Below are 26,950 nucleotides of genomic sequence, written 5' to 3' on the forward strand. Positions count from 1 at the left end.
ATGAAGACAGCATCGCCAAATACGGTCATTTGCATTGAGGACCTCTATAAAGCCTTTGGAGAGACCAAAGTACTTAATGGTTTTAACCTTCAGCTTCTGGAAGGAGAAAACCTGGTGCTTATGGGAAAATCGGGTTCAGGCAAATCGGTCATGATCAAATGCCTTGTAGGGCTTATGGAACCCGATAGCGGGAAGGTGGAGGTACTTGGCAAGGATATTTCCCGGATGAAACGCCAGGAACTCGATGAACTAAGGGCCGATATTGGTTTTTTATTCCAGGGAAGTGCCCTTTATGATTCGATGACCGTAAGGGAAAATCTGGAGTTTCCATTGCGAAGGCACACCCATAAATTCGATTTGAAGAATACCGATGAATTGGTCTTAGAAGCTTTAAACAATGTAGGACTTCCACACACCCTAAATATGATGCCTGCAGAGCTTTCAGGAGGAATGCAACGCAGGGTAGCCCTGGCCAGGGCTCTGATCCTTAAACCCAGGATCATTTTATATGATGAACCCACAACGGGTCTTGATCCAATTACCGCCAAGGAGATTATTTTACTGATGCTGGATATCCAAAAAAAATATAAGACCTCTTCCCTGATCATTACCCACGATGTGGATTGTGCCAGGGTGATTTCTAACAGGATGATCCTGCTGCTTGATGGAATTAATTATGCCGAAGGAAAATATGAAGAATTATCGGCCTCTAAAGATCCTAAAATAATGGCCTTTTTTAAATAGAAAAATTATGAAAACACAATCATCAAAGTATATGCGTCTTGGGCTTTTCGTAATTACGGGCCTTATCATTTTTACCCTGGCCATTTTCTTTATCGGAAACCGCCAGAACCTGTTTGGGGAAAACCTTAAGGTCACCTCGGTTTTCAAAAATGTCAATGGTTTGCAGGTCGGAAACAACGTTAGGTTTGCTGGCCTGGATGTAGGAACGGTAAAACACATTGTGATGGTCAATGACACCAGCATCGCTGTGGATATGTTGCTCGATATCCAGACGGCCAGACAAATGAGAAAGAATGCTGTGGCCACGATCAATTCTGACGGACTGGTTGGAAGTATGGTGGTAAACATCATCCCTGGGGATGAACCCGGGAATGGTGTTTTACAGCAGGGAGACACCCTGGAATCTATTAGCCAGGTAGCCACTGCTGATATGCTCTCTACCTTAAACCGTACCAATGAGAATGCAGCAATGCTCACCTCAGACCTGTTAAAAATCACCAACTCCATCAATAGTGGCGAAGGCGTTGCCGGAGCTCTGATCAAGGATAAGGAAATGGCTGAAGACCTTAAGCATAGCATCAGTAACTTAAGACAGACCACCAACGCGGCAATTACCGGTGTCAATAGGCTTAATAATTTATTATCCCAGGTGAACTTTGATCAAAGCCTGGCCGGGCTTATCCTTAAAGATAGCCTTGCGGCCCAGCAATTTGCCTCCAGCCTGTCCCATCTGGATTCCTCTGCCATAGCGATCAACAAGATCACCAGTAATATCAGCGCATTTTCCTCGGAAATAAAAACCGGGAAAGGGGTAATCAATTTTATGTTGACCGACACCTCTTTTGTAAATCATCTGGACAGCAGTCTTCAGAATATCGAGAAGGCGAGCTATAAATTCAATGAAAACATGGAGGCGCTAAAACATAATTTCTTTTTTCGGGGTTATTTTCGAAGACTTGAAAGGCAAAAAGCCAGGACACAAGAGGCGACCGAACCATAATTCAGTTTAGCTGAGCAATATCATTATTTATATAAATATCTGGTATTAAATTTATTGCAAACCTGATTAAGATGAAAAAGATTGTTTATACCACAGACTTTTCAGAGAATTCTGTAGCTGCCTTAAAATATGCCGTAGCCCTGGGAGAGCTCTTTAAAACCGATGTGATCGCCCTTCACGTGGCCACCCAGACCTCACTGAATCTGAACAAAAAGCATGATGAAAAGGAAACTCGGGCTGCATTAAAAGCTAAACTGGAAGAATTCTGCAGCGATCACCTGGAGGAGGATTTATCTGATTTAAACCTCACTGTGGCGGTAAACCTCGCTGTCTCGGTCACCAAAGGAATCCTTAAGTTCACCCGGGACATGGAGGTAAAACTCCTTGTCATGGGAGCCTGTGGCTCAGGAAGTTTCAAGGACTTTTTCCTAGGTAGTTCCACCAAGGATATGCTGGAACGCTCTCCCTACCCCTTACTGGCAGTACCTCCGAATTTCGTTTTTAGAAAGTTTGAAAATGTAGTTTATACCACGGATTTTGAACAGAAAGATATCATCAACCTCAAAGAGTTGATCAGCCTTCTGAAGCCTGTGGAACCAACATTGATCATTTTGCATGTAAGTGACCAGGATGAAACGATGACAAAGAATCTATTGGAATGGTTTAAAAAGAACCTGACTGAATTAGTACAGTATCCTAATATTGAGTATAAAATTATTTTCTCGGATAATATTTTAAAATCATTAAAAGAAAATATTGAAAACCTCAATGCAGATATGGTCGTGATGTTGGAGAGAAAACCCGATTCAAAGAAAAGCAGTCTGCTTCACAGGGATATGGTTAAACGGATGCAATCCTGCATTGAAGTTCCCTTATTAAGCTTCAACGAGAAATTTTAAAAGTCTCTAAAATGAAAATTGAACATCTGGAGGAGCGGGTTACCGAATATAAGAATTCCATCCACATCCTTGTAGATAAACGGATAGAGTGGGAAACCCAGGTCAAAGACCTTATCCATAAGGTGCTCAGTCAGGCCGTAGAAAAATATGACATCGGCTGGAAAGTACAGCATTTAAAATGGATTCACACCAATGAAGCTATCAACCTAAGCTTCGATTCCTTTCCACCGGAGCTGATTATTAAAACAGGACAGATTCCCACCTACCAGTTTCTCCAGGGCGGAGCCTTAGTATTTTCACAACTTCATAACGGAGATATTGAAATCTTCACCCTCTTTCCAGTTCCAGAAAACTGGATGTCCGTGGAAAATGACCTGGTGGAAATGGGTATCTACTCCCCCGCTGCCATTACCGAGAAACTGGTAGTAGAAAAAATAGATGAATTTTTAAAAGAATTGATTAAATGGGAAGTCCCCATTCCCAAAAGCAAGGTGGGTTTTAAGAATATCAATCCTTAAATATTCTCCATGCGCCAGCGCTTCAACTCAGGTAGACTCCGAATGATCTGCTGTGCTTCTTCAAGGGATATTCCATTATGGTGCTCAGCCCGCTCCAGGAGTTGGATTTCCAACTGATGCAAGTTTACGTGAGGATCGGTGAATTTGCCATCCTTAAAACAATCAATACAATAATCAGTATTGAAGGATTGATCCCTGTTGGTGCCACGCAATTCTTTGGTAAAGGGCAGGCCGCAACTTTGACAGGTATAAGGGGTCATGGAATTAATTTTTTAACAGTGATTTTAATTTGGAGAGCAGGATAAGTTCACTTTTATTTTTTCCTGCATAAGAAGCCGCTATCGCATCGGCTGTCTTCCAAATCATTTGTTTAACCTTGGGCGTAAATAAAGCCTGGTGTTCCTTGTAATAATCTTCGAAATCCGCGTAGGAATCTCCTGGTTGCGGGTTATTTTCATCCAACCAGTCAAAAATTATCTCGATCTGGTAGGCAGCATCCGTCCCAAATTCATCCTCGAACTTATCGTGCTCAAGCCATTGCTTCTCAACGATCTCTTTAAGAGTCCTGATTTCTTGTTCCCTAACCACTTTATCGGCAGCCGCTACGGCATAAAATAGTTTACCCAGGTGAATATAAAAAGAATCGGCTGTATAACTATGAATATCTCTTCCCATCTTTAAAGGTATTTGTCGCTCTTAAATTTACGAAAAGCTTTTGATTCAGCGGGAAAGCTTACTTAAATTAATTCTATATTAGGTCCTTCTCAAACCTGTAAAATTACTGCAGCTGGTTTATTAATAAAATGATATAAATCAGTAGGCGTCTGAGCTGCCAAAGCCTTTGAAGAATAATTTTCGCTAAACTCAACAATAACTATAGCTCCACTGGTAAAGTCCCAATAAATATTTTTTTGATCTCACCAGAATTTTACAAGTTTTTCTGTGTATATTTATATGGAGGTTCCTCTCTATAAGATAGAATCTTTTTTTACCCCCCACATGAATTCGCCCCGGACTTATTTTAATTGCACCTGGATAATATTTTTGTGATGAAAAAAATTCTCATTATCGAAGACGATAAAATACTTCGGGAAAACACCCGGGAACTCCTGGAAATAGAAAATTACCGTGTTTTCACAGCCGAAAACGGGAAAGAAGGTTTAAAAGCGGCCAAAGAATATAAACCCGATCTTATCATCAGTGATATACTTATGCCGGTTATGGATGGGTATGAACTTTTAAAGCGTTTATACCAGGACAAAGAAACCCGGGACATTCCATTTATTTTTTTATCTGCAAAATCGGAGGTCGAAGATATTAGATTCGGAATGAATATGGGGGCGGATGATTACCTCACTAAACCTTTTCATGAGCGGGATCTCTTAATGGCCATAAGTACCCGGTTATCGAAACACGAAAAAATACAGAAAAAGAAGATCGCCGCTCCCGGAATTCATCAGATCAATACCTTGGATGAATTACGGACCTATTTTGAACGTTCAGGGGAAAGCCTTGAAATCGAGAAGAATGAGGAAGTCTACCGGGAAGGAAAGAATGCGAATTATATCTATCTTATTAAATATGGTTTAATAAAAACCCACCGAATGGATGAATATGGCAAGGAACTCATTACCGGCCTGTATAAGAATTCCGATGTTTTTGGGTTTTATTATTTTATGGATACTTCTTTTTACCCGGAGACTGCTACCGCTTTGGAAAACAGTTTCTCCTACAGGCTTTCCAGTCTTAAGTTTCAGGAGATTCTCAATTTAAGTCAGCATTTAACCCTGGAGGTTGCCCAATTATTATCAGATAATCTTGCACTTATAAAAAGCCACCTCCTGGAAATGGCCTATGCCTCCGTATTGAGAAAGACCACCAGTACCATAAGGCAGTTTGCGGAACTTATGCCTGAAAGCGCGCGGGAAGGCATCAGAATCTCCAGGACCGATCTTGCCAGTGTAGCCGGAATTTCTACAGAGAGCTTTATCCGAAGTTTATCCAGTTTAAGGAAAAGCGGAATCATAGGTATTGAAGGACGCAATATAAGGATTCTTAATATGCAGAAACTCATGAGCATAAAATAGCCTCAGAATTTGCTAATTATCTGTTAAAAAAACCCAGGATGATAAATATCATTCTTTAGCCCACCTGGCTGTGATAAATTAGATCTCAGAAAGCAATAAGAAACTGCCGGCTTAATGAGAATAAAAGCATTTGGTTTTTAAGTACTTTATTGGAGTTAAAAATCAAATTAAGAGGGTATCAAAGCATATTTTTAACTTGATACACAAATTTTACCTAGGGTAAGATCACTGGTATCAATCAAAAAGTTAGAAAATATATTTAATACCTTCTTAGGAAACAGGAGTCATGGTACTCCTGTTTCTATTTTATCTCCTTACCTTCAGAATTCCAGGCCAGTGGAAAATAATATGTTAAAAAGCGGAAAAATGACAAATGTCATTCTTTACCCTTTCCGGGCTTAGTACATTAGTCGCTAGCAAACAGTCATTGACTGCCGAGCTATCGCAAATATAAAATTTGGTTTTTAAGTACTTGATTGATGTTAAAAATCAAATTGAGAAGGTATCAAAGGTGATTATCTAATCGATACACAAATTTTACTGCGCGTAAGATCACTGGTATCACAAAAGAATTAGAAATACGTTTAATACCTTCTTAAAAGAAACAGGAGACTTGGAGCTCCTGTTTCTGTTTTTAATGGGATCTCCTTCTTAAGGGTCCCGATCAAATTAGGGATCAAGCCCAATTTATTTTTTAAAAATTGATATTTATCATTCCCCACTTGCCTTTAATCAAATACATTAGAAAGGTATTTATTAACCTTTAAAATTTTAATATTATGTCACTAGTTAAATCCAACAAACGTCGCCGCCCCATGTGGGGCACTTCCTTATTTGCCAATGATCCCTTTTTTTCTGAATTGATGGACACAAGAAGACTGAACAATTTAAATCGCATTTTTAATGGTGAAGATTTCGATTTCAGTCCAGCTGTCAATGTCAGGGATCATGAAAAAGATTACGAAATCGAACTGGCCGCTCCTGGGCTTGAAAAAGATGATTTTAAAATCACTATGGAAGATGGTATCCTGACCATCTCTGCGGAAAAAGAAGAAAAATCTGAGGAAGAGAAAGAAGGATTTTTAAGAAAGGAATTCAGTTATAACAGTTTTTCCCGTTCTATGAGTCTACCTGAGAGTATCGATGAGGAAAAGGATGTTAAGGCCAGTTATAAAGACGGAATTCTGAAAATGAAGCTTGAGAAGAAAACCCAAGCCCAGGCATAAAAAAAGCAAAGAACCATTAAGGTTTCTTAAACTAAAAGGGGCAAAAATTTTTGCCCCTTTTTTAGTATTAATATTGGTAGACCTGCCAGAGTTTATCCGGTCCTCTTACACTGATCAGGTTTTCCCCCAGGGTCCTCGCTGCAATTGGAGGTGCATCCCTAAGATTTCTTTTGGAAACGGTGACCGGGAACGGTCCGGCTAAATACTGCAATACTTCCCCGTCAGGATCGATAACAACAACGTCGTATTTATAGGAGATCACTCTTTTTCCCAGTACTTCATTCTTGCCCAATTGTTCTCCTTCAAGTTTAAGGGCCAGGGCTTTTCCATCATTGAACAGGGATACATTCAAAAACTCAGGAGCGATGACCTCCTCCCCTTTTTCGTTTATAAATCCATAATAATTGACTCCCTCGATATTTTTTTTAATGATCGCCCTTTTCTCCTGCATCACTGGCCTTTTCTGAGTAGCTACTCCCAGGTCCCCGGAAGTGACGACCTTTTCATTTTCAATCAGGTCATTTCTGAAATCAACAATTAATTCACCCGATGAATTTATAAATCCCCACTGGTTATTTTTTTTCACCGGTGCATACCCTTCATGGAGTGCTCCCACATAACTAAGGTCTTTTAATTCCTGGGCATCCATCATAAATGGTATGAGCAGGACCAAAAATAGGCGAATAGGTTTCATCGTTTTATTTTTTTGAATTAGTAATTAAAGATACCCTATCACCTTAAATTAAAAAATGATAAACATCATCTAAATCAAACCAGGCATTTCATAATGATTTTATAAACAGGGGGTTTTACTGATTTTCGTCATAGTTTCCAGCACTTAATTCTGTTAAATTTGAGTAGATTCAAATCCAGGAAAAGATGAGAAAAATAGTATTCCCAACCGATTTTTCAGCCAATGCTTTCAATGCGCTTAAATACGCAGTAGAGCTACTGAAATATGAAACCTGTGAATTTTTTCTCCTTCACGCTTATGCCGACGAAGTCTATAACGATGAAAGCATTTTAAGCCGAAGCCTTATGGATGAGCTTAAGGAAAAAGTGTTAAGCCAGGCTAAAGAAAAACTGGAAGAAAGTCTTTTGAAAATCCGGAAAATAGCGCCTAACCCTCATCATACTTATCATAAAGTCGCTGCATTTGGTGCCCTGGTCGATGAGGTAAATGATCTTGTAGATTCGGAAAACGCTGATCTCTGCATTATGGGAACCCGGGGCAAAACCGATGATCGGAATATAAGTTTTGGTACCAATACCCTACTGGTTATGAAGTATGTTCAATGCCCGGTATTGAGCATCCCGGCCGGTTACCAATATAACACCCCGGAGAAGATCCTTTTTCCTACCAATTTCCTGGTGCCTTACCAAAAAAGGGAACTAAAACTAGTGAGCGAAATTGCCCGGGTCTTCGGTTCGGAGATCCATACTTTATATATCTCAAAATATCCACTGGAATCCTTCAGGCAAAAAGATAACCTAAGCTTTCTAAAAGAACAGTTTCATAATATAAAGTTCCAAACGCACCAGGTAGCGGGTGTAGATAAGGTAAGCACGATCATGGAATTTATCGAAAAACAAAAGACCGATATCTTGGTATTGGTCAATTCCAGGCATAGTGAATGGGAAAATATACTATTTGAAGGCACATTGGACAAAATAGGTCTGAATCCTAAAATACCTTTACTGGTCCTCCAGAATTTTAACCGGGAATGTGTTTAACCCTTAAAACCTAAAGTGATGAAAAAAATATTAATGCCCACCGATTTTTCCACAAACTCCATCAACGCCCTGAAATATGCGGTGAGTTTGTTCAAGGATGAAGAATGCACCTTCTTTTTATTAAACACCTTCACTCCGGTTTTATACGACACTGAATATATCCTATACAGCACCACACAACCCGGTTTAGAAGAAATTTACCGGGAAAATTCAGAAAAAGGACTGCGAAAGGTTAAGCAACGCATTACCAAAACAGATAAGAGTCCAAAACACCACTTTGAATTGATCTCTGCCTTCAATCTTTTGATTGAAGAGATAAAGGACCAGGTAAAAGCAAAAGAGATCGACCTAGTGGTTATGGGGACACAAGGGGCCACCGGGGCCCAGGAGGTGCTCATGGGAACCAATACCGTCCAGGCCATTAAGAAAGTTAAGTGCCCCATTCTGGCAATTCCATCAGAATACGAATTTACCAGGCCAGACAACATTTTGTTTCCTACGGATTATGAATTGGATTACAGCAGCAAGCAACTTCAGCTCCTTAAGGAAATTATTAAAAATTATGATTCCAGGCTCAATATCCTCCATGTGCTGAGTAAAAAAGAATTATCTCCCGAAAAGGAACAGCATAAAAAATTACTGGCCACTCAAATGGACTCGGTAAAGCATCAGTTTTACAGCATACAAAAGAAAGCGCTTACCGAAGCTATTTATGATTTTCAAAATGAGCATCCTACCGATATGCTGGTTATGATCAATAACAAGCATTCCTTCTTTGAGAATCTGCTTTTCCGGCCTGTGATCAATAAAATAGGATTTCATATCAAAGTTCCTTTTCTGGTAATTCCTTCGGGGAAATATTCTTCCTAGTCATGAAAAATGTACTTGTCCCCACCGATTTCTCTAAAAATGCCTGGAAGGCTTTGGAGTATAGCATTCATTTATTTGAAAAAGATGTTTGCACCTTTTACCTGTTGAATGCTTTTCAAACCGAATATTTTACAACCACCAGCCTTATGGTGCCCGAACCTGGTGAACCTGCTTATGACCTGGCCCATGAGCAATCCAAAGAGGGGTTAGAGAAACTTCTGGATAGTCTTAGCCTTATGAATGAGAATCCCAATCATCATTTCAAGATTATTTCCATGTATAACAGTGTTACCGAGGCGATAAAATGGGCTATTGAAAAGTACAACATCAATCTGGTCGTGATGGGTACCAAGGGCTCCGGAGATCCTGAAAATCGCATTTTTGGAAGCAACACCGTCCATGTATCGGACCATTGCAACACCTGCCCTCTACTCATTGTTCCGGAAAATGCCCTTTTTGTTCCCGACATTCAAAAGGAAGTGGTGTTTGCCACTAACTTTCGCTATAAATGTTCCCAGGCCGGGGTTAATTATGTTAGCGAAATTGCCAACAGGTTTTCAGCCACCATAAGGGTTTTGTATGTCCAGGAACATGACCAGATGGATGAACAGCAGGAAACCAACAGGGATTACTTGCAGGAGCTGTTTCGCAATATTTCGCACAGCTTTCATACCCTTACCAACATATCAGTCACCAAGGGAATAATCACCTTTATCGAAAGCCGTGGCAGTCAGCTACTAATCTTAAACAGGGAAAAACCAGGTTTCTTTAAAAAGATATTTTCAAGGTCTGTCTTACACCAGATCACTAAAAAACCAAGAGTTCCCATCCTGGTGCTTCCTGAAACCAGGTACCTGCCTCGCTTATTTTAATTTTTGTGATTTAAATAACCGTACCTTAGCTATGGATACCTCTGAACTAAAAATTATAAAAGCCTCTGGTCAGCAGGCCGTTTTTTCTGAAGAAAAGGTGGCTATTTCTCTTGGCCGTGCCGGGGCAAGCAAAGAGGTCATCGAAAAAATTATTTCCAGGCTCAAAGAAGAACTCTACCCAGGAATAACCACCAAGGAAATTTATAATCGGGCCTTCAGGTTATTAAAAAATAAGGATCACCTTATGGCCTCCCGCTATAAATTAAAAAATGCCATTTATGAGCTTGGTCCAACAGGCTTTCCTTTTGAAAAATTCGTAGGGGCAGTTTTTAAATACAGCGGTTATCAGGTGGAAATCGGTGATATCTTCCAGGGGGCCTGTGTTACACACGAAGTCGATATAATCGCCTCCCAGGAGAATGAAATATTGCTTATGGAATGTAAATTTCACAGCCTGCCTGGAAAAAGCTGTGATGTGAAAGTTCCACTTTATATTCATTCCCGGTTTCGGGATATTGAAAACTTCAATAAAGTAAAAAAGGATAACCCATTTTTCTTCTCCCAGGGATGGGTAGTGACCAATACCCGATTTACCAGGGACGCCGTTCTATACGGCAAATGCGCAGGCTTAAAGCTATTGAGTTGGGATTATCCAAAGGGAAACAGCCTCAAGGAACGGATAGATCATTCCGGTTTATACCCAATCACCGTATCTGTGCTGCTCAGTAAGCGGGAAAAACAGTTTCTGCTGAGTCGGGATGTAGTACTCTGCCGCGAACTGGTCAATGATGATTTTTACCTCGACCACCTGGGAATTTCTTCTAACCGTAAAAAACATATTTTGGAAGAAATGAGAGGTTTATGTAAAACACAAAAATGAATAATATAAAACTCAGTTTTTACGGTGCAGCTGGAACAGTTACCGGCTCAAAATTCCTGTTGGAAACCCCGGGTTATACCATCCTGGTCGATGCCGGGATGTTCCAGGGTCTTAAAGAATTACGTGAGCTCAACTGGGAGGGGTTTGCTTTTCCGCCAAAAAATATTGACGCGGTGCTTCTTACCCATGGGCATTTAGATCATTCGGGCTATTTACCCCGTTTGGTCATGCAAGGATTTAATGGACCTGTTTTAGGGACCTCACCTAGCCTGGCAATAGCCTCGATTATTCTAAAAGACAGTGCTAAAATCCAGGAGGAAAATGCAGAAAGGGCTAATAAAGAGAATTTCAGCAGCCATAGCCCCGCCCTACCGTTTTATAATACTGAGCAAGCCGAAAAAGCGATCACATTATTTGAAAAAGTGGAACCAGAACTTTGGATCCAGCTTTCTGAAAATATAAAGGTCCGTTTTAGAAAAAACGGCCATATTATCGGAGCTACCTTTATTGAATTGGATATTTCCGGAAAAATATGGGTGTTTTCAGGCGATATCGGAAGGGAAGAGGATCTTTTACTCGAACCGCCCGAGCGGCCCCAATGGGCGGATTATCTCATCCTGGAAAGCACCTATGGGGACCGCCAGCATCCCCTGGAGCCTGTTGATGATATTTTAAGTTCGGAAATTGAAAAGGTGATTAATCAAAACGGGAGTCTTATCATTCCCAGCTTTGCGGTAGAACGACTCCAAAGCCTGATGTTTAAACTCTGGCAACTTTTTAAGAAGAATAAAATTCCGAATATTCCGATCTTCATTGATAGTCCTATGGGGAATGAAGTGCTGGAGGTTTTTCAGCGTTTTCCGCAATGGCATAAACTGGATTTAATGGAATTCCAGGAAATGAAAAAGCACTTTAAAATAATCACCTCTTACCAGGACACCTGGAAAACCATAGACTATAACCGCCCGAAAGTGGTCATTGCAGGTAGCGGAATGGTCACCGGGGGACGGGTGCTCACTTACCTGCGATATTATCTCGAAAAGCCTGAAACTACGGTACTGCTGGTGGGTTTCCAGGCCGAAGGCACCAGGGGCCGACAGCTTCTAGAAGGCAGCCAGGAAATCAAGATTTTTGGTAAGTACTGCCAGGTTAAAGCCAAAATAATACATCTGGATAGCCTTTCTGCACACGCCGACCAGGCGGGCATACTAAGGTGGACCAGCCAGATCAAAAATATTCCAGAGCAGGTTTTCCTGGTTCACGGGGAATCACATGCCTTGGATGCCCTAAGAGTTAAGCTTAAAGAGGTGTACCACTGGAAGGCATCCATCCCCAAACTTCACGAAAGTTTTACGGCCTCTTAAAGTTTATAATCTTTTGATAATTATCATTTTACGTAGCTCTTTTTTGTTGTAAATTTAGGAGTATTTAAATTTAAAACCTATGGCAACATCTTTCAGGAATCGATATAATGATAGGGATGGCAGCACCGAAGAACTACAAAAAGAAACCGATGCCTGGCTCCATGAAATCTTTAATGCCACAGAGCACATCCGTTTTCTTACCAAGTATCTGGTGGCTGATATTTTTAATTCCGGGCAGCCTAATATGTTCGAGATGTTTGAAAGCTTTAAAAAAAGGCTGGATACCTATCGTGCTGACATTTTCCTTCTTAACCAGGAAGTTCACAATCATAAATACGACCTGGAGGGCATGAGAGAATGCGATGATATCAGTTGTGAAGGTTTTTACCGCGAGCAACATTGGGCATTAAAAGAAAAACTCACAAAATTCATCACGGGTTTTAAGGATTTACAATCGCAAATATTTAATTACACCGGGGATCTGTTAATCGCAAAAACATAATCATTCATATAATATTAACCATCATGAAAGATCAGAAAAATTTCAGGTATATCGAATGGAAGAGTCCTGAAGAGATGCACTATAGCGCACAGCAATGGAGTTCTAACCTTGCTTTTAACGAAGATGAACATCTGTTTTTTGAAGATATGCTAAGGGAATATACCCTCCCCATTATTGAATCCAATTTAACCGGGGAGGTTAAAGTCCTTATTGACCAACTTACCGAATCCAAAAAGAAAATGAAGGAGCTAGCAGAAAGGGTCTCCTCCCATAAAAATGGACTGGATATTCTACTAGATGGCGTAGATCAACCTGAAGAAGAAAAAAAGTATAAGGAGGAACATAGGGTGCTACTTAAAGACCTCAATGGCTATTGGGAATCCTATTCACAATTAAAAAAAGATATTTTCGCAAAGGTTTCCGGTGCCCTTAAAAAACAAAAGCAGAAAAGGCTCCTGGAATAGGTGATGAAGTTTTGGAAATTTAAAAACTAAAAAAACTCCGGATGAGATATTTTCTCGTGATTCTTTATTTTTTGTTAGTAACAGGCTGTAGTACTACGCGTCTGGTGGAATCTCATACTCCATATCGCGCCGAAAAACCAAAAATCGAGAAAATATTAATAATAGGAATGACCCCGGTCACAGAATTCCGGCAGGCTTTTGAGAACTTACTGGAAAAAGAATTTAAAAAGCATCATGTGGAAGCGGTCAGCAGTATATCCGTTTTAAACGGAAAACTTGCCCCTGGAGACAGCACAGAAATTCAGCTGGATACCCTGGAGACCTACCTCCTTGAAGAAGGTTATAATACAGTGCTCCTTAGCAAGATCGTTCAGGTGGAATCCCACAAAGATTTGCGCACGAGCCTTTCTAGTTTAAAAGGGAGTTATAGAAGTTTCAAGAGCGATTACTATTCCAACCAGGGCATTTTCCATGGCGATGATGTTTCCGGGGACTCCAAGATTTACCACACGGTGACCTCGATTTACACCCTTCCTGAAAATCGTCAAAGAGAACTGCTATGGCAGGGAGAAATCGATCTTAAAAAACCGAAAAGGGTACGCAGAAGCATCAAACAGTATGTAGAGCTATTGATTACTAGCTTAAAATGGGATGGTATTCTTCCCTAATAAGCTTTTTTTACGAAAACCTTTTCGTGACTAATAGGGCAACTTCACCCTGCCAATATTGCAGGTTTTCTTTTACAATAAGTTTAATCTATACCGCATCGATTAACTCAATGGTAAAAATCCTCTTAATTTTCTTTCCTATAATAACACATTTACTTCCAAAAAATAGCTCAAAACATCCATTACAGCCTGGGTTTAATGCTTGACTATCCTTGGGGTGAGTCAGCGGTGAGTCCCTGAAGGCTAAGCTTTGGCTTAAAATTTTAAATTAGTTTTAACCTTTCTTCAGGATTAAAAGCGCTCAAAATACTTTAAATTACTATCAGCAAAGCTTCCAAAGAGCGGCATCTTCGGAAAGCTTGCATGGTCTTTGAGCCATATAGGACCGTGTTTAAATAAAAACAGGCTGAAAAGCCACTTTAAAAAATTAACCAAAAAAACAGTACATGAAAGTATTACTTATCGGAGCCGGAAATATGGGACTTACTTATGCCGAAGGAATGGCCAAGTCCAGTTTATTAAACCGCAGAAACTTAATGATCTTTGATAAATCTGCTGATATAATCACCAGTTTAAGCAAATTAGAGCATTTTGATGTTTACGATGATATCGAAGAATGTCTACCCGATGCCGATGTTGTTTTCCTGGCGGTAAAGCCATATCACTGCGAAGGTCTTTTTGAGGAAATCCGCTCCATGGTAAATGATGAACAAATTTTCGTTTCCCTGATGGCAGGCGTGACTATAGCCAAAATCCAGGAAGGCCTTGGGGTTAAAAAAGTTGTAAGGTCTATGCCTAATCTTCCTGCACAGGTAGGAAAAGGAGTCACTTCTTATACGGAATCAGAAGAAGTATCCCGCGTAGAATTACTGATGGTTAGAAACCTGCTGGATACCACTGGGGAGTCCATCCATGTAGAAACAGAAAAATTTATCGATGCTTCCACGGGGATTTCCGGTAGCGGACCCGCATATGTATTTTATTTCATGCAATCCATGCTTGAAGCAGCGCTGAAAATGGGCTTCTCTAAAAATGATTCCAAGGTACTGGTAAGTCAAACCTTTGAAGGCGCAGTTAAATTGTTTAACGAATCTGATCTATCTCCAGAAACCTGGATGGAACGCGTAGCTTCAAAAGGAGGAACTACCAGAGCCGCCCTTGATTCCATGGAAGATAACAATGTTAAGGAACTAATTAAAGAGGCTGCCTATGCCGCGTTTGACAGAGCAGTTGAACTAGGAAAGGAGTAAGCATAAATTTTATTTCAAACCAATAGAAATGGAAAAAAAGAGAATCGTTGTAAAGGTTGGAACCAATGTGATGACCAACAAAGACAACAGAATTTTACAACCTATATTAAAAAACCTTGTAGAACAGATCGCCACTTTATATGAAGAAGATATTTTGGTGGTGCTTGTATCCTCTGGATCTGCCATAGCAGGGAAAGAAATCCTGGGAGATGTTCAGATCACTGACCCTTCGAAAAGGAGACAGGTTTTCTCCTCGGTAGGACAACCGCGAATGATGCGTCATTATTACAGCATATTTCATGATTATGGAATGCGATGTGCTCAGGTATTGGCCACAAAAAGGGATTTTAGCCCGGGCATTCACCGGGAGAATATGATCAATTGCTATGAATCCTTGCTCTCTGAGGGAATTATCCCTATTGCCAATGAAGATGATGCGGTTTCGGTTACCATGTCCATGTTTTCTGATAATGATGAACTCGCAAGTCTGGTTGCAGAATTAATCCAGGCAGATGCCCTTATCATATTAAGTGATACCGAAGGACTGTATACCGGTCACCCAGATCATGAAGATTCAGAAAAACTCAACAAGGTACAGATTGATCAAAATGTAGAAAAATACGTTCAGGAATCCGATAAAGGCGAAGGTGAAGGCCGTGGCGGAATGGAATCCAAGATTAAAATCGCTAAGGGAACCGCCGCTAAAAACATCACTACTTATATCGCCAATGGTAAACGACCTAATGTCATTCTGGATATTATGGAAGGGAAACCTGTAGGCACTAAATTTACCGCTTAAGCAAACGGTAGTTAAAAGGAGTATTAAAAAAATCTATTTTAAAATGAAGTTGATAGACACCAAAACAAAAAATAATGTGCTGAAGTCCATGATGCGAATCCTGGATGAAAAGCGCAAGGAAATAATTGAAGCAAATAAAAAGGACCTTGAAGCCTTTGGGAAAAGCGATCAGGCCATGTATGACAGGCTTATCGTCGATGAGAAAAAGGTGGATTCGATGATCCAATCCGTCAAAGAAGTAATGGAACAGGAAGATCCAGTGGGCAAAACCATAGAACATCGTCGCCTGGATACCGGGCTGGATATCACCAATAAAACAGCGCCCTTTGGTACTATTATGATCATCTATGAATCCAGGCCTGATGTTACCATTGAAGCAGCAATGCTGGCCTTTAAAGCCAATAATAAAATTTATTTAAAAGGAGGAAAAGAAGCTTTTCACAGCAATAAGATCCTGGAACAATGCTGGCACGAGGCCCTGGAAGAAAACGGTTTGGATAAAAACTGGATCGAGATGTTGAAACTAGATCGCAGCCAAACCCAGGAATTCCTTAAAAACCCACCGGTCCATATCGATCTTATTGTTCCCCGTGGTGGAGAGCGCCTTATCGCCTTTGTAAAAGAACACGCCACTGGAGCAGTTCTGGTAAGCGGCCGTGGCAACAACTTCCTTTACGTTTCTAAAAACGCTGATTTCGAAACAGCTAAAAAGGTAATGTTAAATGCTAAAATCGATAAGATTTCCGGATGTAACGCCCTGGACAAGGTCCTCATTGATAAAAACATTCCCGGCTACGAAGATAAACTAAAAGCACTCCAGGAGATGTTCAAATCCCATGAGGTTGCTATCCTGGTAGACGAGGAAGTCTCTAAGGTTTTAACCGATGAGGAAAAAGTCTCTTCCGAAGATACCTGGTATGAAGAATTTCTAGCCATGAAAATCGTTCTGGGAAGTGTTGACGGTTTGGATAAGGCCATCGAAAAGATTAATAAGTATTCTGGAGGTCATTCGGCTTCAATCATCACCACAGATAAAGAAGAAGCCAAGACTTTTATGGAGCAGGTGGACAGTGCCGCGGTTTACCACAATGCCTCTACCCGATTTACCGATGGCGGCCAAATGGGGGTTGGTGCAGAGCTGGCCATAAGTACCGACAAACTTCATCACCGTGGTCCTCTTGGATTAAAGCAACTGGTCACCAATAAATATTATGTCTTAGGTGAAGGTCATGTAAGAACCTAAGCAGTTATTTCAAGAAACATCCATAAGGGAAGTACCCCCAATCGGTCACAAACTATTTGGGGGTATTTTTATGCCCTGGTTAAAAAAATCCTTTTTAAATGTAACCTTTTTGGTTTTCCTCAGTCTAATAGGCAAAAGTCACTTTTATAATGAAGAAGATTCTATACACCCTTGCCCTGCTGGGCAGCCTTTATTCGTGTAAAACAACTACAATTCAGCCCGAACCCAAACAACCCATCATCGCAAGCCTGGACCTGGTTAATGTAAATGAAGATAAGGTCAAAGTAAGTATTGACCCGGATAGGTTAACCGGGGAAGAAATAAGGTTTTATATCCCCAAAACCGTTCCCGGTACTTATTCCAATGATGATTACGGGAAATTAATTGAAGATTTCACTGCCCTGGATTATCAGGGAAATAAACTGGAGTTTCGCCGGGAAGAAGAAAACACCTGGATCATATCCAATGCCACTGACCTCGATAAGTTAACCTATTTTGTTAATGACACCTATGATATCGAAGGAGAAGAGGGCGTTTTCTCTCCCAGCGGGACCAATATTGCCAAAGGAGAGAATTTTGTGCTCAACCTCCACGGTTTTGTAGGTTATTTTGAGAATATGAATGAAGAACCATACCGTCTTGAAATAACGCGACCTAAAAGCATTATTCCGGGAACGGCTCTGAATCTTTCCGAAATAGACAACGGGGTTGAGATGGATCATCAAACCGATGTTTTCCTTCTTAACCGCTATTTCCAGGTTATCGATAATCCCATTATGTACTCCCAGCCTGATACCACCTCTTTTATGGTCGACGATATGGAGGTCCTGATCAATGTATATTCTCCAAATAAAAAATATACTTCCAAAGACATCAAGCCGGGAATTGAAAAAATGATCTCCGCCCAAAAAAACTTTCTTGGAGAGATAGACAACACCGGGAAGTATGCCATCCTTTTATACCTTTCGGATACCGAAAAACCAGATGCTCGTGGTTTTGGGGCCCTGGAACATCACACCTCCACCGTGGTGGTGCTCCCTGAGATGATGCAACCCGAACAACTGCAGCAAACGATGACCGATGTGGTCTCGCATGAATTCTTCCACATCCTCACGCCCCTTAATATTCATTCCAAGGAGATCCATTATTTCGATTATAACGATCCCCAGATGTCAAAGCACCTGTGGATGTATGAAGGAGTTACCGAATATTTCGCTAATTTATTCCAGGTCAATCAGGGCCTTATCGATAATGAGGAATTTTACAAGCGAATCTCTGAAAAAATCGAAGTATCCCAGAATTTCGATGATACCATGCCATTTACAGAAATGAGTGAAAATATCCTGGAACCTGAATATAAGGATAGCTATTATAATGTGTATCAGAAAGGCGCCCTGATTGGGATGGCCCTGGATATCAGGTTACGGGAACTTAGCCAGGGAGAAACCGGTTTGCTTGATCTTATGAAAAGGCTTTCCGAAAAATACGGTAAAAACCAACCTTTTGATGACCAGGAGTTAATTGAGGTGATTGTTGAATTATCCTATCCGGAAATCCAGGAATTCTTTGACACCTATGTATCGGGCTCCACGCCTATTCCCTACAATGAATTTTTCGAAAAAGTAGGCCTGGTGGAAGAAGAATACCAGACCAATACCGGTTATTTTATTGCCGGTCAAACTCCCTATATCGACGGTAACCCAGATACCGGAGCGCTTTTCTTTAGAGAAAACATAAGCTTTAATTCTTTCCTCAATGACCTGGGCATAGAAGGTGGCGATATTATAAAGTCTATCAACGGTCAGGAATATAATATCCAGACGGCGTATAATATGGTTATGACTGCGGAGTCCTGGGAAGAAGGTCAGGAAGTTACCGTTGTGGTGCTCCGTGATGGTGAGGAACTTAGCTTAACAGCTAAAGCCCACCAACCCACAACCACCTCGACCAGGATAATTGAAAAAAATGATGATAATGCGCAGGTAAAATTGCGCGAAGCTTGGTTAAAAGGTTAATAGATTTTAATTAAAGCGCAGAGCGGCAGGGAAACCTGCCGCTTTTTTATTTTAGTTATACACCTAAATCTGTTAACTTAGGCATATAACACCAACCAACTCCCGAGATACATGGAAATCCCTATTTTACAGGATATTGTGATCATTCTTGGACTTTCAATCCTGATCATTCTTTTGTTTCAGAAAATGAAGGTACCTTCTTTACTGGGGTTTCTTCTGGCCGGAATAATCGCTGGACCCTATGCCTTTAACTTAATTAGCAGTCAGCATGAGGTCGAGTTGCTTTCAGAAATCGGAATTATTTTCCTGCTTTTTATTATCGGAATTGAGCTATCACTAAAGGAGCTTATCACCATGAAACGTACGGTGCTCCTTGGGGGAAGTCTGCAGGTTGGCGGTACGATCCTAATTACAGCTGTGCTTGCCTATTTCATGGGATTACCCTTAAATACAGCAGTGTTTATGGGGTTTCTTTTTTCTTTAAGCAGTACGGCTATCGTTCTTAAAATCCTCCAGGAAAAAGGAGAAATCACCTCCCCCCATGGGCGTATTAGCCTGGGAGTGCTCATCTTCCAGGATATCATTGTAGTCCCGATGATGCTGTTTACACCATTGCTGGCCGGAGCTTCCAATAATATTCTTGAGACCGTGGGTGTGCTCATCCTTAAATTCCTGGTCCTAGGCGTGGTAATCTATCTGCTTGCACGTTATATTGTCCCCAAGGTCTTCGAGATGGTAGTTAAGACCAAAAGCAGGGAACTCTTTATTTTAACGGTGGTCGTATTTATTTTCGCCATTGCCTGGCTCACTTCCTCTGCCGGCCTTTCCCTGGCCCTGGGAGCCTTCTTTGCAGGACTTATTATTTCTGAGTCTGAGTATAGTCACCAGGCTACGGCCAATGTGCTTCCCTTCAGGGAAATATTTATCAGTTTTTTCTTTATCTCGGTAGGAACGCTATTAAACCTCAATTTTTTTACGGAAAATATTTGGTATATCCTGCTTCTGGTTATTGGGGTAGTGCTTCTTAAGATGATCATAATTGCCGTAACGGTGATGGTTTTGCAATATCCACCCCGAACGGTGTTTATGACCATGTTTGGTCTGTTCCAGGTTGGGGAATTCTCTTTACTGCTTTCCGGGGTCGGTATGGATAATAACATCCTTCCAGAGAATGTATACCAGTATTTTCTGGCCATCTCCATTATAAGTATGGGCCTTACGCCGTTTTTAATATCGGCCTCACCAAAGATTACTTATTTTTTACTAAAAGCACCGGTGCCCGCCCCGGTACGCAGGCGCTTGGAGAATTTAAAGAAAAGTGCCGTTTCAGAGGAAGAAGCAAAAAAGCCACTGGAAGACCATTTGATTATCATTGGCTATGGTATAAACGGGGAAAATATTTCCAAAGCAGCCAAAAATGCTGAAATTCCTTATTTGATTGTAGATATAGATCCTGATGCATTCGACAAGGCAAAAAAGAATGGAGAACCCATAGTGTATGGAGATGCTACAAACCCATTAATTCTTCAACACCTGCATATTCATGAAGCACGGGTAGTGGTTATTGCCATTTCCGATCCTGGTGCTACCAAAAAGATTATCAGTAATATCCGAAGTTTTACCAATGCCGCCTTTATAATCGTGAGAACCAGGTATGTCAGGGAAATAGAAGAAAACCTCAAACTCGGAGCCGACGAAGTGATCCCGGAAGAATTTGAGACCTCCATTGAGATCTTTACCAGGGTCTTAAAGAAATACCTGGTGCCTTATAATGAGATCCAGGATTTCATCAATAATATTCGATCCTCGGATTATGAGATGCTCACTTCCTTAAAGGGAAGACCCCATCGTCCTTCCCTGCAACACCTTCATATTCCTAATAAGGAAATCGTTACCATCTGTGTTCAGCAAAATAACAAAAGCATAGTGGGTAAGAGCATTGAGGAATCAGAGATCGGAAAAAGATTCCATTTAACCATTCTCACCATTAAGCGAGATACTCATTACCTAACAGAAATAGGTCCGGACACGGTCATTGAGCAAGGGGATCTGCTCTATATTTTCGGGCACCCACAAAATATCTATAAACTCAGTAAAGAGCTTTCATTTTAAAATTTCAGTATGGAAAAGGCCAGGATTCATCCTGATTATTTTAAATATTTCCCAAAAATGACCAATTGAAATCGCTAGTTATTGGGGGTATAACATTAAATAGATATCTTTAATTTACCACAAACTAACTAAAACTTTTATGTCTGTATTACCTGATCACCTGGAACGCTATAGAAAGTTCATTGGATTTATGCTCAAATACTGGAATAGTGAGTTGTTCCGTCAAACAGCTAACTCAGCGCTGGAAGATGAGCCTGAAGATAAAGAAAAGGAAACAGCATATGACCAGACCCCCGAGGAGTTGGTAGAGGATCTTAAAAATATGGGGCCAACCTATATCAAAATGGGACAATTGCTTTCCACCCGTCCAGACCTGCTCCCCGACAATTATTTAAAGGCCCTAGCCAGCCTACAGGACGATGTACCTCCCATCGCCTATGAAGAGGTTCATAAGATCATTGACCAGGAGATCGGGACCCGGATTTCAAAAGCATTCGAGACTTTTGATGAGGAACCTCTTGCCAGTGCCTCTATTGGCCAGGTGCATAAGGCTACCTTGCGCTCAGGAAAACCGGTAGCCGTTAAAATACAACGTCCCGGTATTAGGAAAAAGTTTTTGGAAGACCTCGATACCCTGGAAGAGCTGGCTGAAATGGCCGTGAAGCACAGCCAGGTCGCCCGGCGTTATGCCTTTGATAATGTCCTGGCAGAACTCAGGCGAATCCTGCTACAAGAGCTTGATTATAACCGGGAGGCAGCCAACCTCCTTACCTTAGGTAAAAATCTCAAACACTTCAAAAACCTTATCGTACCCCAACCGATCATGGACTATTGCACTTCCAAAGTCCTTACCATGGATTTTATTGACGGCAGGAAAGTGACGGCTATTTCCCCTTTAAAACAACTGGAGGTAGATTATAGTTCTATTGTTGATGAACTCGTCGAAGCCTACCTGCAACAGGTTATTAACGATGGTTTTGTCCACGCTGATCCGCATCCGGGAAACATTAAATTTACCAGGGACGGGAAAATCGCCCTTATAGACCTGGGCATGGTGGCTAAATTCAGTCCCAGCCTTCAGGAAGACCTGCTCCAGCTCTTAATTGCAATCAGTCGCAGTAATGGAGAAGAAACCGCCCATGTATTGTTAAACATGAGCGAATATGACCCAGAGCGAGCCCAGGTGAAAGCATTTAACAAACAGATAAGTGACCTGGTGATGGACAGCCAGCAAGGCAGTGCCAAAGATATGCAAACAGGGAGGCTGTTAATTCAGCTTAACAGGGTGGCCGCCACTAATAATATTCATATCCCCGTAGAAGTTAATATACTCGGCAAAATCCTGTTGAATATGGATCAGATCATTGCCGTATTAGATCCTGATTTCGATTTAAAGGAAGCCATCAAAAAACATGTGAATGAAATCATGAGCAAAAAGATGTACGAGGAATTAAAGCCTGAAAACTTCTTTTCCTTTGTGCTGGAAACCAAAAAGCTCACAGAGCAACTCCCCGAACGAATCAATAAAATATCCGATAACCTGGCCAATAACCGGTTTAAGATAAATATCGATGCCATAGATGAACAGCGGGTCACCGATGGTTTTCAAAAAGTTGCCAACCGGATAACCCTGGGTCTTATCATCGCAGCGATGATTATTGGAGCTTCCATGCTGATGCAGGTCCCCTCAGACTTTACCATTTTTGGTTATCCCGGGCTGGCGATGGTATTTTTTCTACTGGCAGCGCTCATGGGGATTTATCTGAGTTATATCATCATTTTCAAGGATGAAAATCTCAACTCGAAAAAAGAGGAATAAGTTTTAATAGCCTCAGTTTTTTGTAGGATTCCGCGAATCAGTGTATTTTCGGTTTTAATTCAACTAAAACCTGATTACATGAAATATATTTCTACAATTTTGCTCCTTTTTTTAAGTCTTGGAATCCAGGCACAAAAAATTGAAGTGCCAGTAGATACGACCGTGGTCACCCAGCATTCGGTACGTATTAAGGGCCAAAACATTAAGTATACCGCAAGCACGGGGACTCAACCCGTTTGGAACGAGGCGGGAGAACCCATTGCCAGCCTTTATTATACCTATTACCAGCGTAGTGATATTCTAAACAGGGAAAACCGTCCGCTAGTGATATCCTTTAACGGAGGACCCGGTTCGGCTTCCGTGTGGATGCATATTGCCTATACCGGCCCCCGCGTATTAAAGATCGATGATGAAGGCTTTCCGGTTCAGCCCTATGGCATAAAAGATAACCCCCACTCGATTTTGGATGTTGCTGATATCGTGTACGTCAACCCGGTGAACACCGGTTATTCCAGACCTATCCCGGATAAGGATGGTAAAGTAGACCGGGAAAAATTCTTTGGTGTACAAGCCGATATTAAATATCTGGCAGAGTGGCTTAATACCTTTGTCACCAGAAACAATCGCTGGTTGTCACCAAAATATCTTATTGGGGAAAGTTATGGAACGACAAGGGTTTCCGGTCTGGCCCTGGAACTTCAAAACAGCCAATGGATGTATCTCAACGGAGTGATTCTTGTTTCTCCCACAGATATCGGTATTGACCGCGATGGACCGGTAGAAGTTGCAAATCGCCTACCCTATTTTACGGCGGCGGCCTGGTACCATAATGCCCTTGATGAGCAATTGCAACAAAGGGAACTGGAAGACTTGCTTTCCGAAGTAGAAACCTATGCGATCAACGACCTGTTACCCGTACTGATCAAGGGAGGTTTTACCGATACCGATAAAAAGCAAAAGGCGGCTGAAAAAATGGCTTATTATTCCGGACTTTCTCAAAACGTGATTCTACAAAACAATCTCGAGGTGCCGATCCGTTATTTCTGGAAAGAACTTTTACGTGAAGATAGTGGCTACACTGTTGGAAGACTTGATTCCCGATACCTTGGCCTGGACGCCAGGGAAGCCGGCGATTCTCCCGATTATAATTCTGAACTGACCTCCTGGTTACATTCATTCACTCCCGCGATCAATCATTATTTACGCGATGAACTTAATTTTAAAACCGATCTAAAATATTTTATGTTCGGACCTGTTCATCCCTGGGATCGTAGCGGGGATAATACCGGAGAGAACCTAAGGCAAGCAATGGCCCAAAACCCCAATCTAGATGTCCTGGTGCAATCTGGATATTTTGATGGTGCTACCACTTATTTCAATGCCAAATACTCCATGTGGCAGCTTGATAAAAGCGGAAAAATGAGAGATCGTTTAAGCTTTAAAGCCTATGAGAGTGGTCACATGATGTACCTAAGAGCTGAAGATCTTAAAAATGCTAATGATGATATCAGGGAATTTATTGAAAACAGTCTTCCTAAAAAGGGAGAATCGGCGAAATATTAAAAATTAGGCCAAGCATTCAAATCCCTTTGCATTTAAATTTCTTAAGCCTGTGAGCTAAGATTTAGAGAATTTAAAGCCCCGGCAGGGTATCCTGCCGGGGTTATTCTATTTTAGAAGATAGGCTTTTAGTTGGTCATAACCCTGAATGAGCAAGGTCTTTTTTTCTTTGCTCATAAAGGCCTGAACCTTATCGGGAATCTCAAGTTTTTTCTCAATTGCGGCTTCTACAGTATCCAGAAATTTAACCGGATGGGCCGTTTCAAGGAACACCCCGTAATACTCCTGCCTATCCTTTAAAAACTCCTTTAACCCAAGGTAACCAACCGCGCCATGGGGATCCATAACATAAGCATCTTTCCGGTATACATCCCTGATGGCTTTTCTGGTTTCTTCATCATTAAAACTATAACTGGAAAGGATCTTTTTGAGGTCTTTAAAATTATTCTCAAAGAGCTCCAGCACCCTTACAAAATTACTGGGATTACCGATATCCATAGCATTGGAAATAGTATGCACACTGGGTTTTGGCTCATATTTCTGGGTTCTCAGGTATCGGGTCACCACGTCATTCTCATTATTCGCCGCTACAAAATGTTTTATGGGCAAGCCCATCTCCCTGGCCATAAGACCGGCACAAATATTTCCGAAATTTCCGCTGGGCACAGAAAAAACCAGGTCTTTCTTATTTCCTTTTAACTGTTTCCAGGCCAGGAAATAGTAGAACATCTGTGGCAACCAACGGGCGACATTGATGGAATTAGCAGAGGTTAACTGTCTTTTTGTTTGAATTTCATTATCCAGGAAAGCTGTTTTAACCATATCCTGGCAATCGTCAAAACTTCCATCTACTTCCAGGGCTTGTATATTTTGGCCAAGGGTGGTCAGTTGTTTTTCCTGGATTCCACTTACTTTCCCCTTAGGATATAAAATAACTACATCTATTCCATCGACCCCGAGAAAACCGTTAGCAACCGCTCCCCCTGTGTCACCGGAGGTTGCAACCAGCACGGTTATATTCCCCAGGTTGCTTTTCTTAATAAAATAGCCCAGGCAACCGGCCATAAACCTGGCCCCGACATCTTTAAATGCCAGGGTGGGCCCGTGAAAAAGTTCCAGGGTACCTATATTACTTTCCACAGGAACCACAGGAAAGTCAAAATCCAGGGTTTGACTTATGATTCTTTTGAGGTCTTTTTCAGGAATCTCATCCTGGATGTATTCCCTGATCACCTCAAAGGCGATCTCCTCCTGTGAGCGCTCACTGATGTTTTCAAAAAATTCCGGAGCTAAACGGGGTATTCTTTCAGGAAAATAAAGGCCTTTGTCCTGGGCCAAACCTTTTACAACAGCATTTTCAAAGCTGGAGGTATTCTTCTTGTCATTTAAACTGAAATATTTCATGATAGTTCTTTTATTCCCTGGGTATTAATTTTTGATAGGTGAAGGTCAAATGCAATATTTTTATCGCCGTAAAAGGCCTCGAGTTTTTCTCTGACATTTTCAGCATTTTCCGCTCCTTTGCACATGGCAAAAACAGAAGGTCCTGAGCCCGAGATTCCAAAGCCCAACGCACCGTTTTCCATAGCAATCGATTTTAATTCATCAAAATGCGGGATCAGAATAGCCCTAAAAGGTTCAATGATCTCATCTTTTAGGCTTCTCCCTAGCAACGCATAGTCCTCGGTATAAAGACTACTCACCAGGGCGGCCAGGTTACCCCATTGGGAAATGGCTTTCTGCAGACTCACATTTTGTCTGATCACAGCCCGGGAATCCCGGGTTTTGATCTCGATTAGCGGATGAAGGATAACCATGCGTAATTCGGGAGGACTCGGAAGTTTAAGGATCTCCAGGGGCTCATAGCTCTTTACCAGGCTAAAACCTCCAAGCAAAGCAGGGGCTACATTATCTGCATGCGCGTTACCACTGGCCAAACGCTCCCCTTCCATGGCAAATTGGATCAACTCATTAATACCAAAAGGTTCACCTAAGAGTCTGTTTACCGCATAAACGGCCCCGGCAGCGCTTGCTGCACTGCTGCCTATCCCACTACCGGCTTTGATATTTTTATGTATTTCGATATCAAAACCCTGGGTGCTTTCGGCTTTTTCAAGCAAGGCCTTTACCGCTACTCCGGCGACATTCTGGTCGACTTCCATAGGTAATTCCTGCCCGGTAATTTTAGTGATCTGCAGCTTATGGTAATCATTTTTCCTGATCAGCATCCGGTCCCCTACGTTTTCCAGACAGCATCCCAACACATCAAAACCACATGAGAGATTGGCCACGGTGGCAGGAGCGAAAATTTGAAGTTCTTCCAT

At 41.4% G+C, this 26,950-nt stretch carries 26 protein-coding genes; 21 read left to right on the top strand and 5 right to left on the bottom strand.

Features of this window, described 5'->3' with window-relative positions; genetic code table 11:
- The 4 genes from ACW6NC_RS11350 (at nt 1) to ACW6NC_RS11365 (ending at nt 3,161) form a co-directional block, all read left to right on the top strand.
- A complete protein-coding gene (locus tag ACW6NC_RS11350; protein ID WP_457866135.1) occupies nt 1-744 on the top strand; it encodes an ABC transporter ATP-binding protein in 744 nt (247 codons plus the stop codon).
- A 7-nt stretch (nt 745-751) separates the two neighbouring features.
- Nucleotides 752-1,744, top strand: a complete 993-nt coding sequence (locus tag ACW6NC_RS11355) for an MlaD family protein (protein WP_457866136.1) — start codon at nt 752-754, stop codon at nt 1,742-1,744.
- A 71-nt stretch (nt 1,745-1,815) separates the two neighbouring features.
- Complete coding sequence (locus ACW6NC_RS11360) at nt 1,816-2,643, top strand: universal stress protein (protein WP_457866137.1); 828 nt, start codon at nt 1,816-1,818, stop codon at nt 2,641-2,643.
- An 11-nt stretch (nt 2,644-2,654) separates the two neighbouring features.
- Nucleotides 2,655-3,161, top strand: coding sequence for a hypothetical protein (locus tag ACW6NC_RS11365; RefSeq protein WP_457866138.1), 507 nt, complete (start codon nt 2,655-2,657; stop codon nt 3,159-3,161).
- Here ACW6NC_RS11365 and ACW6NC_RS11370 read toward each other — a convergent pair.
- Together ACW6NC_RS11370 and ACW6NC_RS11375 are read right to left on the bottom strand one after the other, a co-directional pair.
- Nucleotides 3,158-3,421, bottom strand: coding sequence for a zinc ribbon domain-containing protein (locus ACW6NC_RS11370; RefSeq protein WP_457866139.1), 264 nt, complete (start codon nt 3,419-3,421; stop codon nt 3,158-3,160). The genes ACW6NC_RS11365 and ACW6NC_RS11370 overlap by 4 nt on opposite strands.
- Nucleotides 3,422-3,425: 4 nt before the next feature.
- Entirely contained in the window at nt 3,426-3,836 is a 411-nt protein-coding gene (locus tag ACW6NC_RS11375) for a hypothetical protein (protein WP_457866141.1), read from the bottom strand.
- A 374-nt stretch (nt 3,837-4,210) separates the two neighbouring features.
- Here ACW6NC_RS11375 and ACW6NC_RS11380 point away from each other — a divergent pair, with 374 nt between their 5' ends.
- Together ACW6NC_RS11380 and ACW6NC_RS11385 are read left to right on the top strand one after the other, a co-directional pair.
- Entirely contained in the window at nt 4,211-5,248 is a 1,038-nt protein-coding gene (locus ACW6NC_RS11380; protein ID WP_457866143.1) for a response regulator, read from the top strand.
- Between the two features lie 779 nt (nt 5,249-6,027).
- The gene (locus ACW6NC_RS11385; RefSeq protein WP_457866145.1) at nt 6,028-6,474 is read left to right on the top strand and encodes an Hsp20/alpha crystallin family protein; all 447 of its coding nucleotides are present in this window, start codon (nt 6,028-6,030) and stop codon (nt 6,472-6,474) included.
- 67 nt (nt 6,475-6,541) lie between these two features.
- Here the strand turns inward: ACW6NC_RS11385 and ACW6NC_RS11390 are convergent, their stop codons facing one another.
- Entirely contained in the window at nt 6,542-7,168 is a 627-nt protein-coding gene (locus ACW6NC_RS11390) for a WG repeat-containing protein (RefSeq protein ID WP_457866146.1), read from the bottom strand.
- Between the two features lie 185 nt (nt 7,169-7,353).
- Here ACW6NC_RS11390 and ACW6NC_RS11395 point away from each other — a divergent pair, with 185 nt between their 5' ends.
- The 15 genes from ACW6NC_RS11395 (at nt 7,354) to ACW6NC_RS11465 (ending at nt 24,629) form a co-directional block, all read left to right on the top strand.
- Nucleotides 7,354-8,208 carry a universal stress protein gene (locus tag ACW6NC_RS11395; RefSeq protein WP_457866147.1) on the top strand — a complete coding sequence of 285 codons (855 nt, stop codon included), beginning with the start codon at nt 7,354-7,356 and terminating at the stop codon, nt 8,206-8,208.
- A gap of 18 nt (nt 8,209-8,226) precedes the next feature.
- Nucleotides 8,227-9,078: a universal stress protein gene (locus tag ACW6NC_RS11400; protein ID WP_457866148.1), complete on the top strand. Its 852-nt coding sequence runs from the start codon at nt 8,227-8,229 to the stop codon at nt 9,076-9,078.
- A 2-nt stretch (nt 9,079-9,080) separates the two neighbouring features.
- Nucleotides 9,081-9,950 carry a universal stress protein gene (locus ACW6NC_RS11405; RefSeq protein WP_457866149.1) on the top strand — a complete coding sequence of 290 codons (870 nt, stop codon included), beginning with the start codon at nt 9,081-9,083 and terminating at the stop codon, nt 9,948-9,950.
- Nucleotides 9,951-9,981: 31 nt separating this feature from the next.
- Nucleotides 9,982-10,830, top strand: coding sequence for an ATPase (locus tag ACW6NC_RS11410; protein WP_457866151.1), 849 nt, complete (start codon nt 9,982-9,984; stop codon nt 10,828-10,830).
- Nucleotides 10,827-12,194 (top strand): MBL fold metallo-hydrolase RNA specificity domain-containing protein, encoded by a 1,368-nt coding sequence (locus ACW6NC_RS11415; protein ID WP_457866153.1) that lies wholly within the window; start codon nt 10,827-10,829, stop codon nt 12,192-12,194. Before ACW6NC_RS11410 ends, ACW6NC_RS11415 begins: the two co-directional genes overlap by 4 nt.
- A 79-nt stretch (nt 12,195-12,273) precedes the next feature.
- Nucleotides 12,274-12,696 (top strand): hypothetical protein, encoded by a 423-nt coding sequence (locus ACW6NC_RS11420; RefSeq protein ID WP_457866155.1) that lies wholly within the window; start codon nt 12,274-12,276, stop codon nt 12,694-12,696.
- A 23-nt stretch (nt 12,697-12,719) separates the two neighbouring features.
- Entirely contained in the window at nt 12,720-13,160 is a 441-nt protein-coding gene (locus tag ACW6NC_RS11425; protein WP_457866156.1) for a hypothetical protein, read from the top strand.
- 41 nt (nt 13,161-13,201) lie between these two features.
- Nucleotides 13,202-13,828: a hypothetical protein gene (locus tag ACW6NC_RS11430; protein ID WP_457866158.1), complete on the top strand. Its 627-nt coding sequence runs from the start codon at nt 13,202-13,204 to the stop codon at nt 13,826-13,828.
- 446 nt (nt 13,829-14,274) lie between these two features.
- Nucleotides 14,275-15,078, top strand: a complete 804-nt coding sequence (gene proC / locus ACW6NC_RS11435) for a pyrroline-5-carboxylate reductase (RefSeq protein ID WP_457866159.1) — start codon at nt 14,275-14,277, stop codon at nt 15,076-15,078.
- A 28-nt stretch (nt 15,079-15,106) separates the two neighbouring features.
- Nucleotides 15,107-15,877, top strand: a complete 771-nt coding sequence (gene proB, locus ACW6NC_RS11440) for a glutamate 5-kinase (RefSeq protein WP_457866160.1) — start codon at nt 15,107-15,109, stop codon at nt 15,875-15,877.
- Between the two features lie 43 nt (nt 15,878-15,920).
- Nucleotides 15,921-17,120: a glutamate-5-semialdehyde dehydrogenase gene (locus tag ACW6NC_RS11445; RefSeq protein ID WP_457866161.1), complete on the top strand. Its 1,200-nt coding sequence runs from the start codon at nt 15,921-15,923 to the stop codon at nt 17,118-17,120.
- A 149-nt stretch (nt 17,121-17,269) separates the two neighbouring features.
- On the top strand, nt 17,270-19,135 hold the full coding sequence (locus ACW6NC_RS11450; protein WP_457866163.1) for a M61 family metallopeptidase: 1,866 nt from the start codon (nt 17,270-17,272) through the stop codon (nt 19,133-19,135).
- 111 nt (nt 19,136-19,246) lie between these two features.
- The gene (locus tag ACW6NC_RS11455; RefSeq protein ID WP_457866165.1) at nt 19,247-21,247 is read left to right on the top strand and encodes a cation:proton antiporter domain-containing protein; all 2,001 of its coding nucleotides are present in this window, start codon (nt 19,247-19,249) and stop codon (nt 21,245-21,247) included.
- 139 nt (nt 21,248-21,386) lie between these two features.
- A complete protein-coding gene (locus ACW6NC_RS11460) occupies nt 21,387-23,066 on the top strand; it encodes an ABC1 kinase family protein (RefSeq protein ID WP_457866167.1) in 1,680 nt (559 codons plus the stop codon).
- A 78-nt stretch (nt 23,067-23,144) separates the two neighbouring features.
- Nucleotides 23,145-24,629, top strand: coding sequence for a S10 family peptidase (locus ACW6NC_RS11465; RefSeq protein WP_457866168.1), 1,485 nt, complete (start codon nt 23,145-23,147; stop codon nt 24,627-24,629).
- Between the two features lie 105 nt (nt 24,630-24,734).
- Here ACW6NC_RS11465 and thrC read toward each other — a convergent pair whose 3' ends face one another.
- Both thrC and ACW6NC_RS11475 read right to left on the bottom strand, forming a co-directional pair.
- Nucleotides 24,735-26,030 (bottom strand): threonine synthase, encoded by a 1,296-nt coding sequence (gene thrC, locus ACW6NC_RS11470; protein ID WP_457866169.1) that lies wholly within the window; start codon nt 26,028-26,030, stop codon nt 24,735-24,737.
- Nucleotides 26,027-26,950, bottom strand: a complete 924-nt coding sequence (locus tag ACW6NC_RS11475) for a homoserine kinase (protein WP_457866171.1) — start codon at nt 26,948-26,950, stop codon at nt 26,027-26,029. Before ACW6NC_RS11475 ends, thrC begins: the two co-directional genes overlap by 4 nt.

The sequence above is a fragment of the Salegentibacter profundi genome, assembly GCF_054121475.1.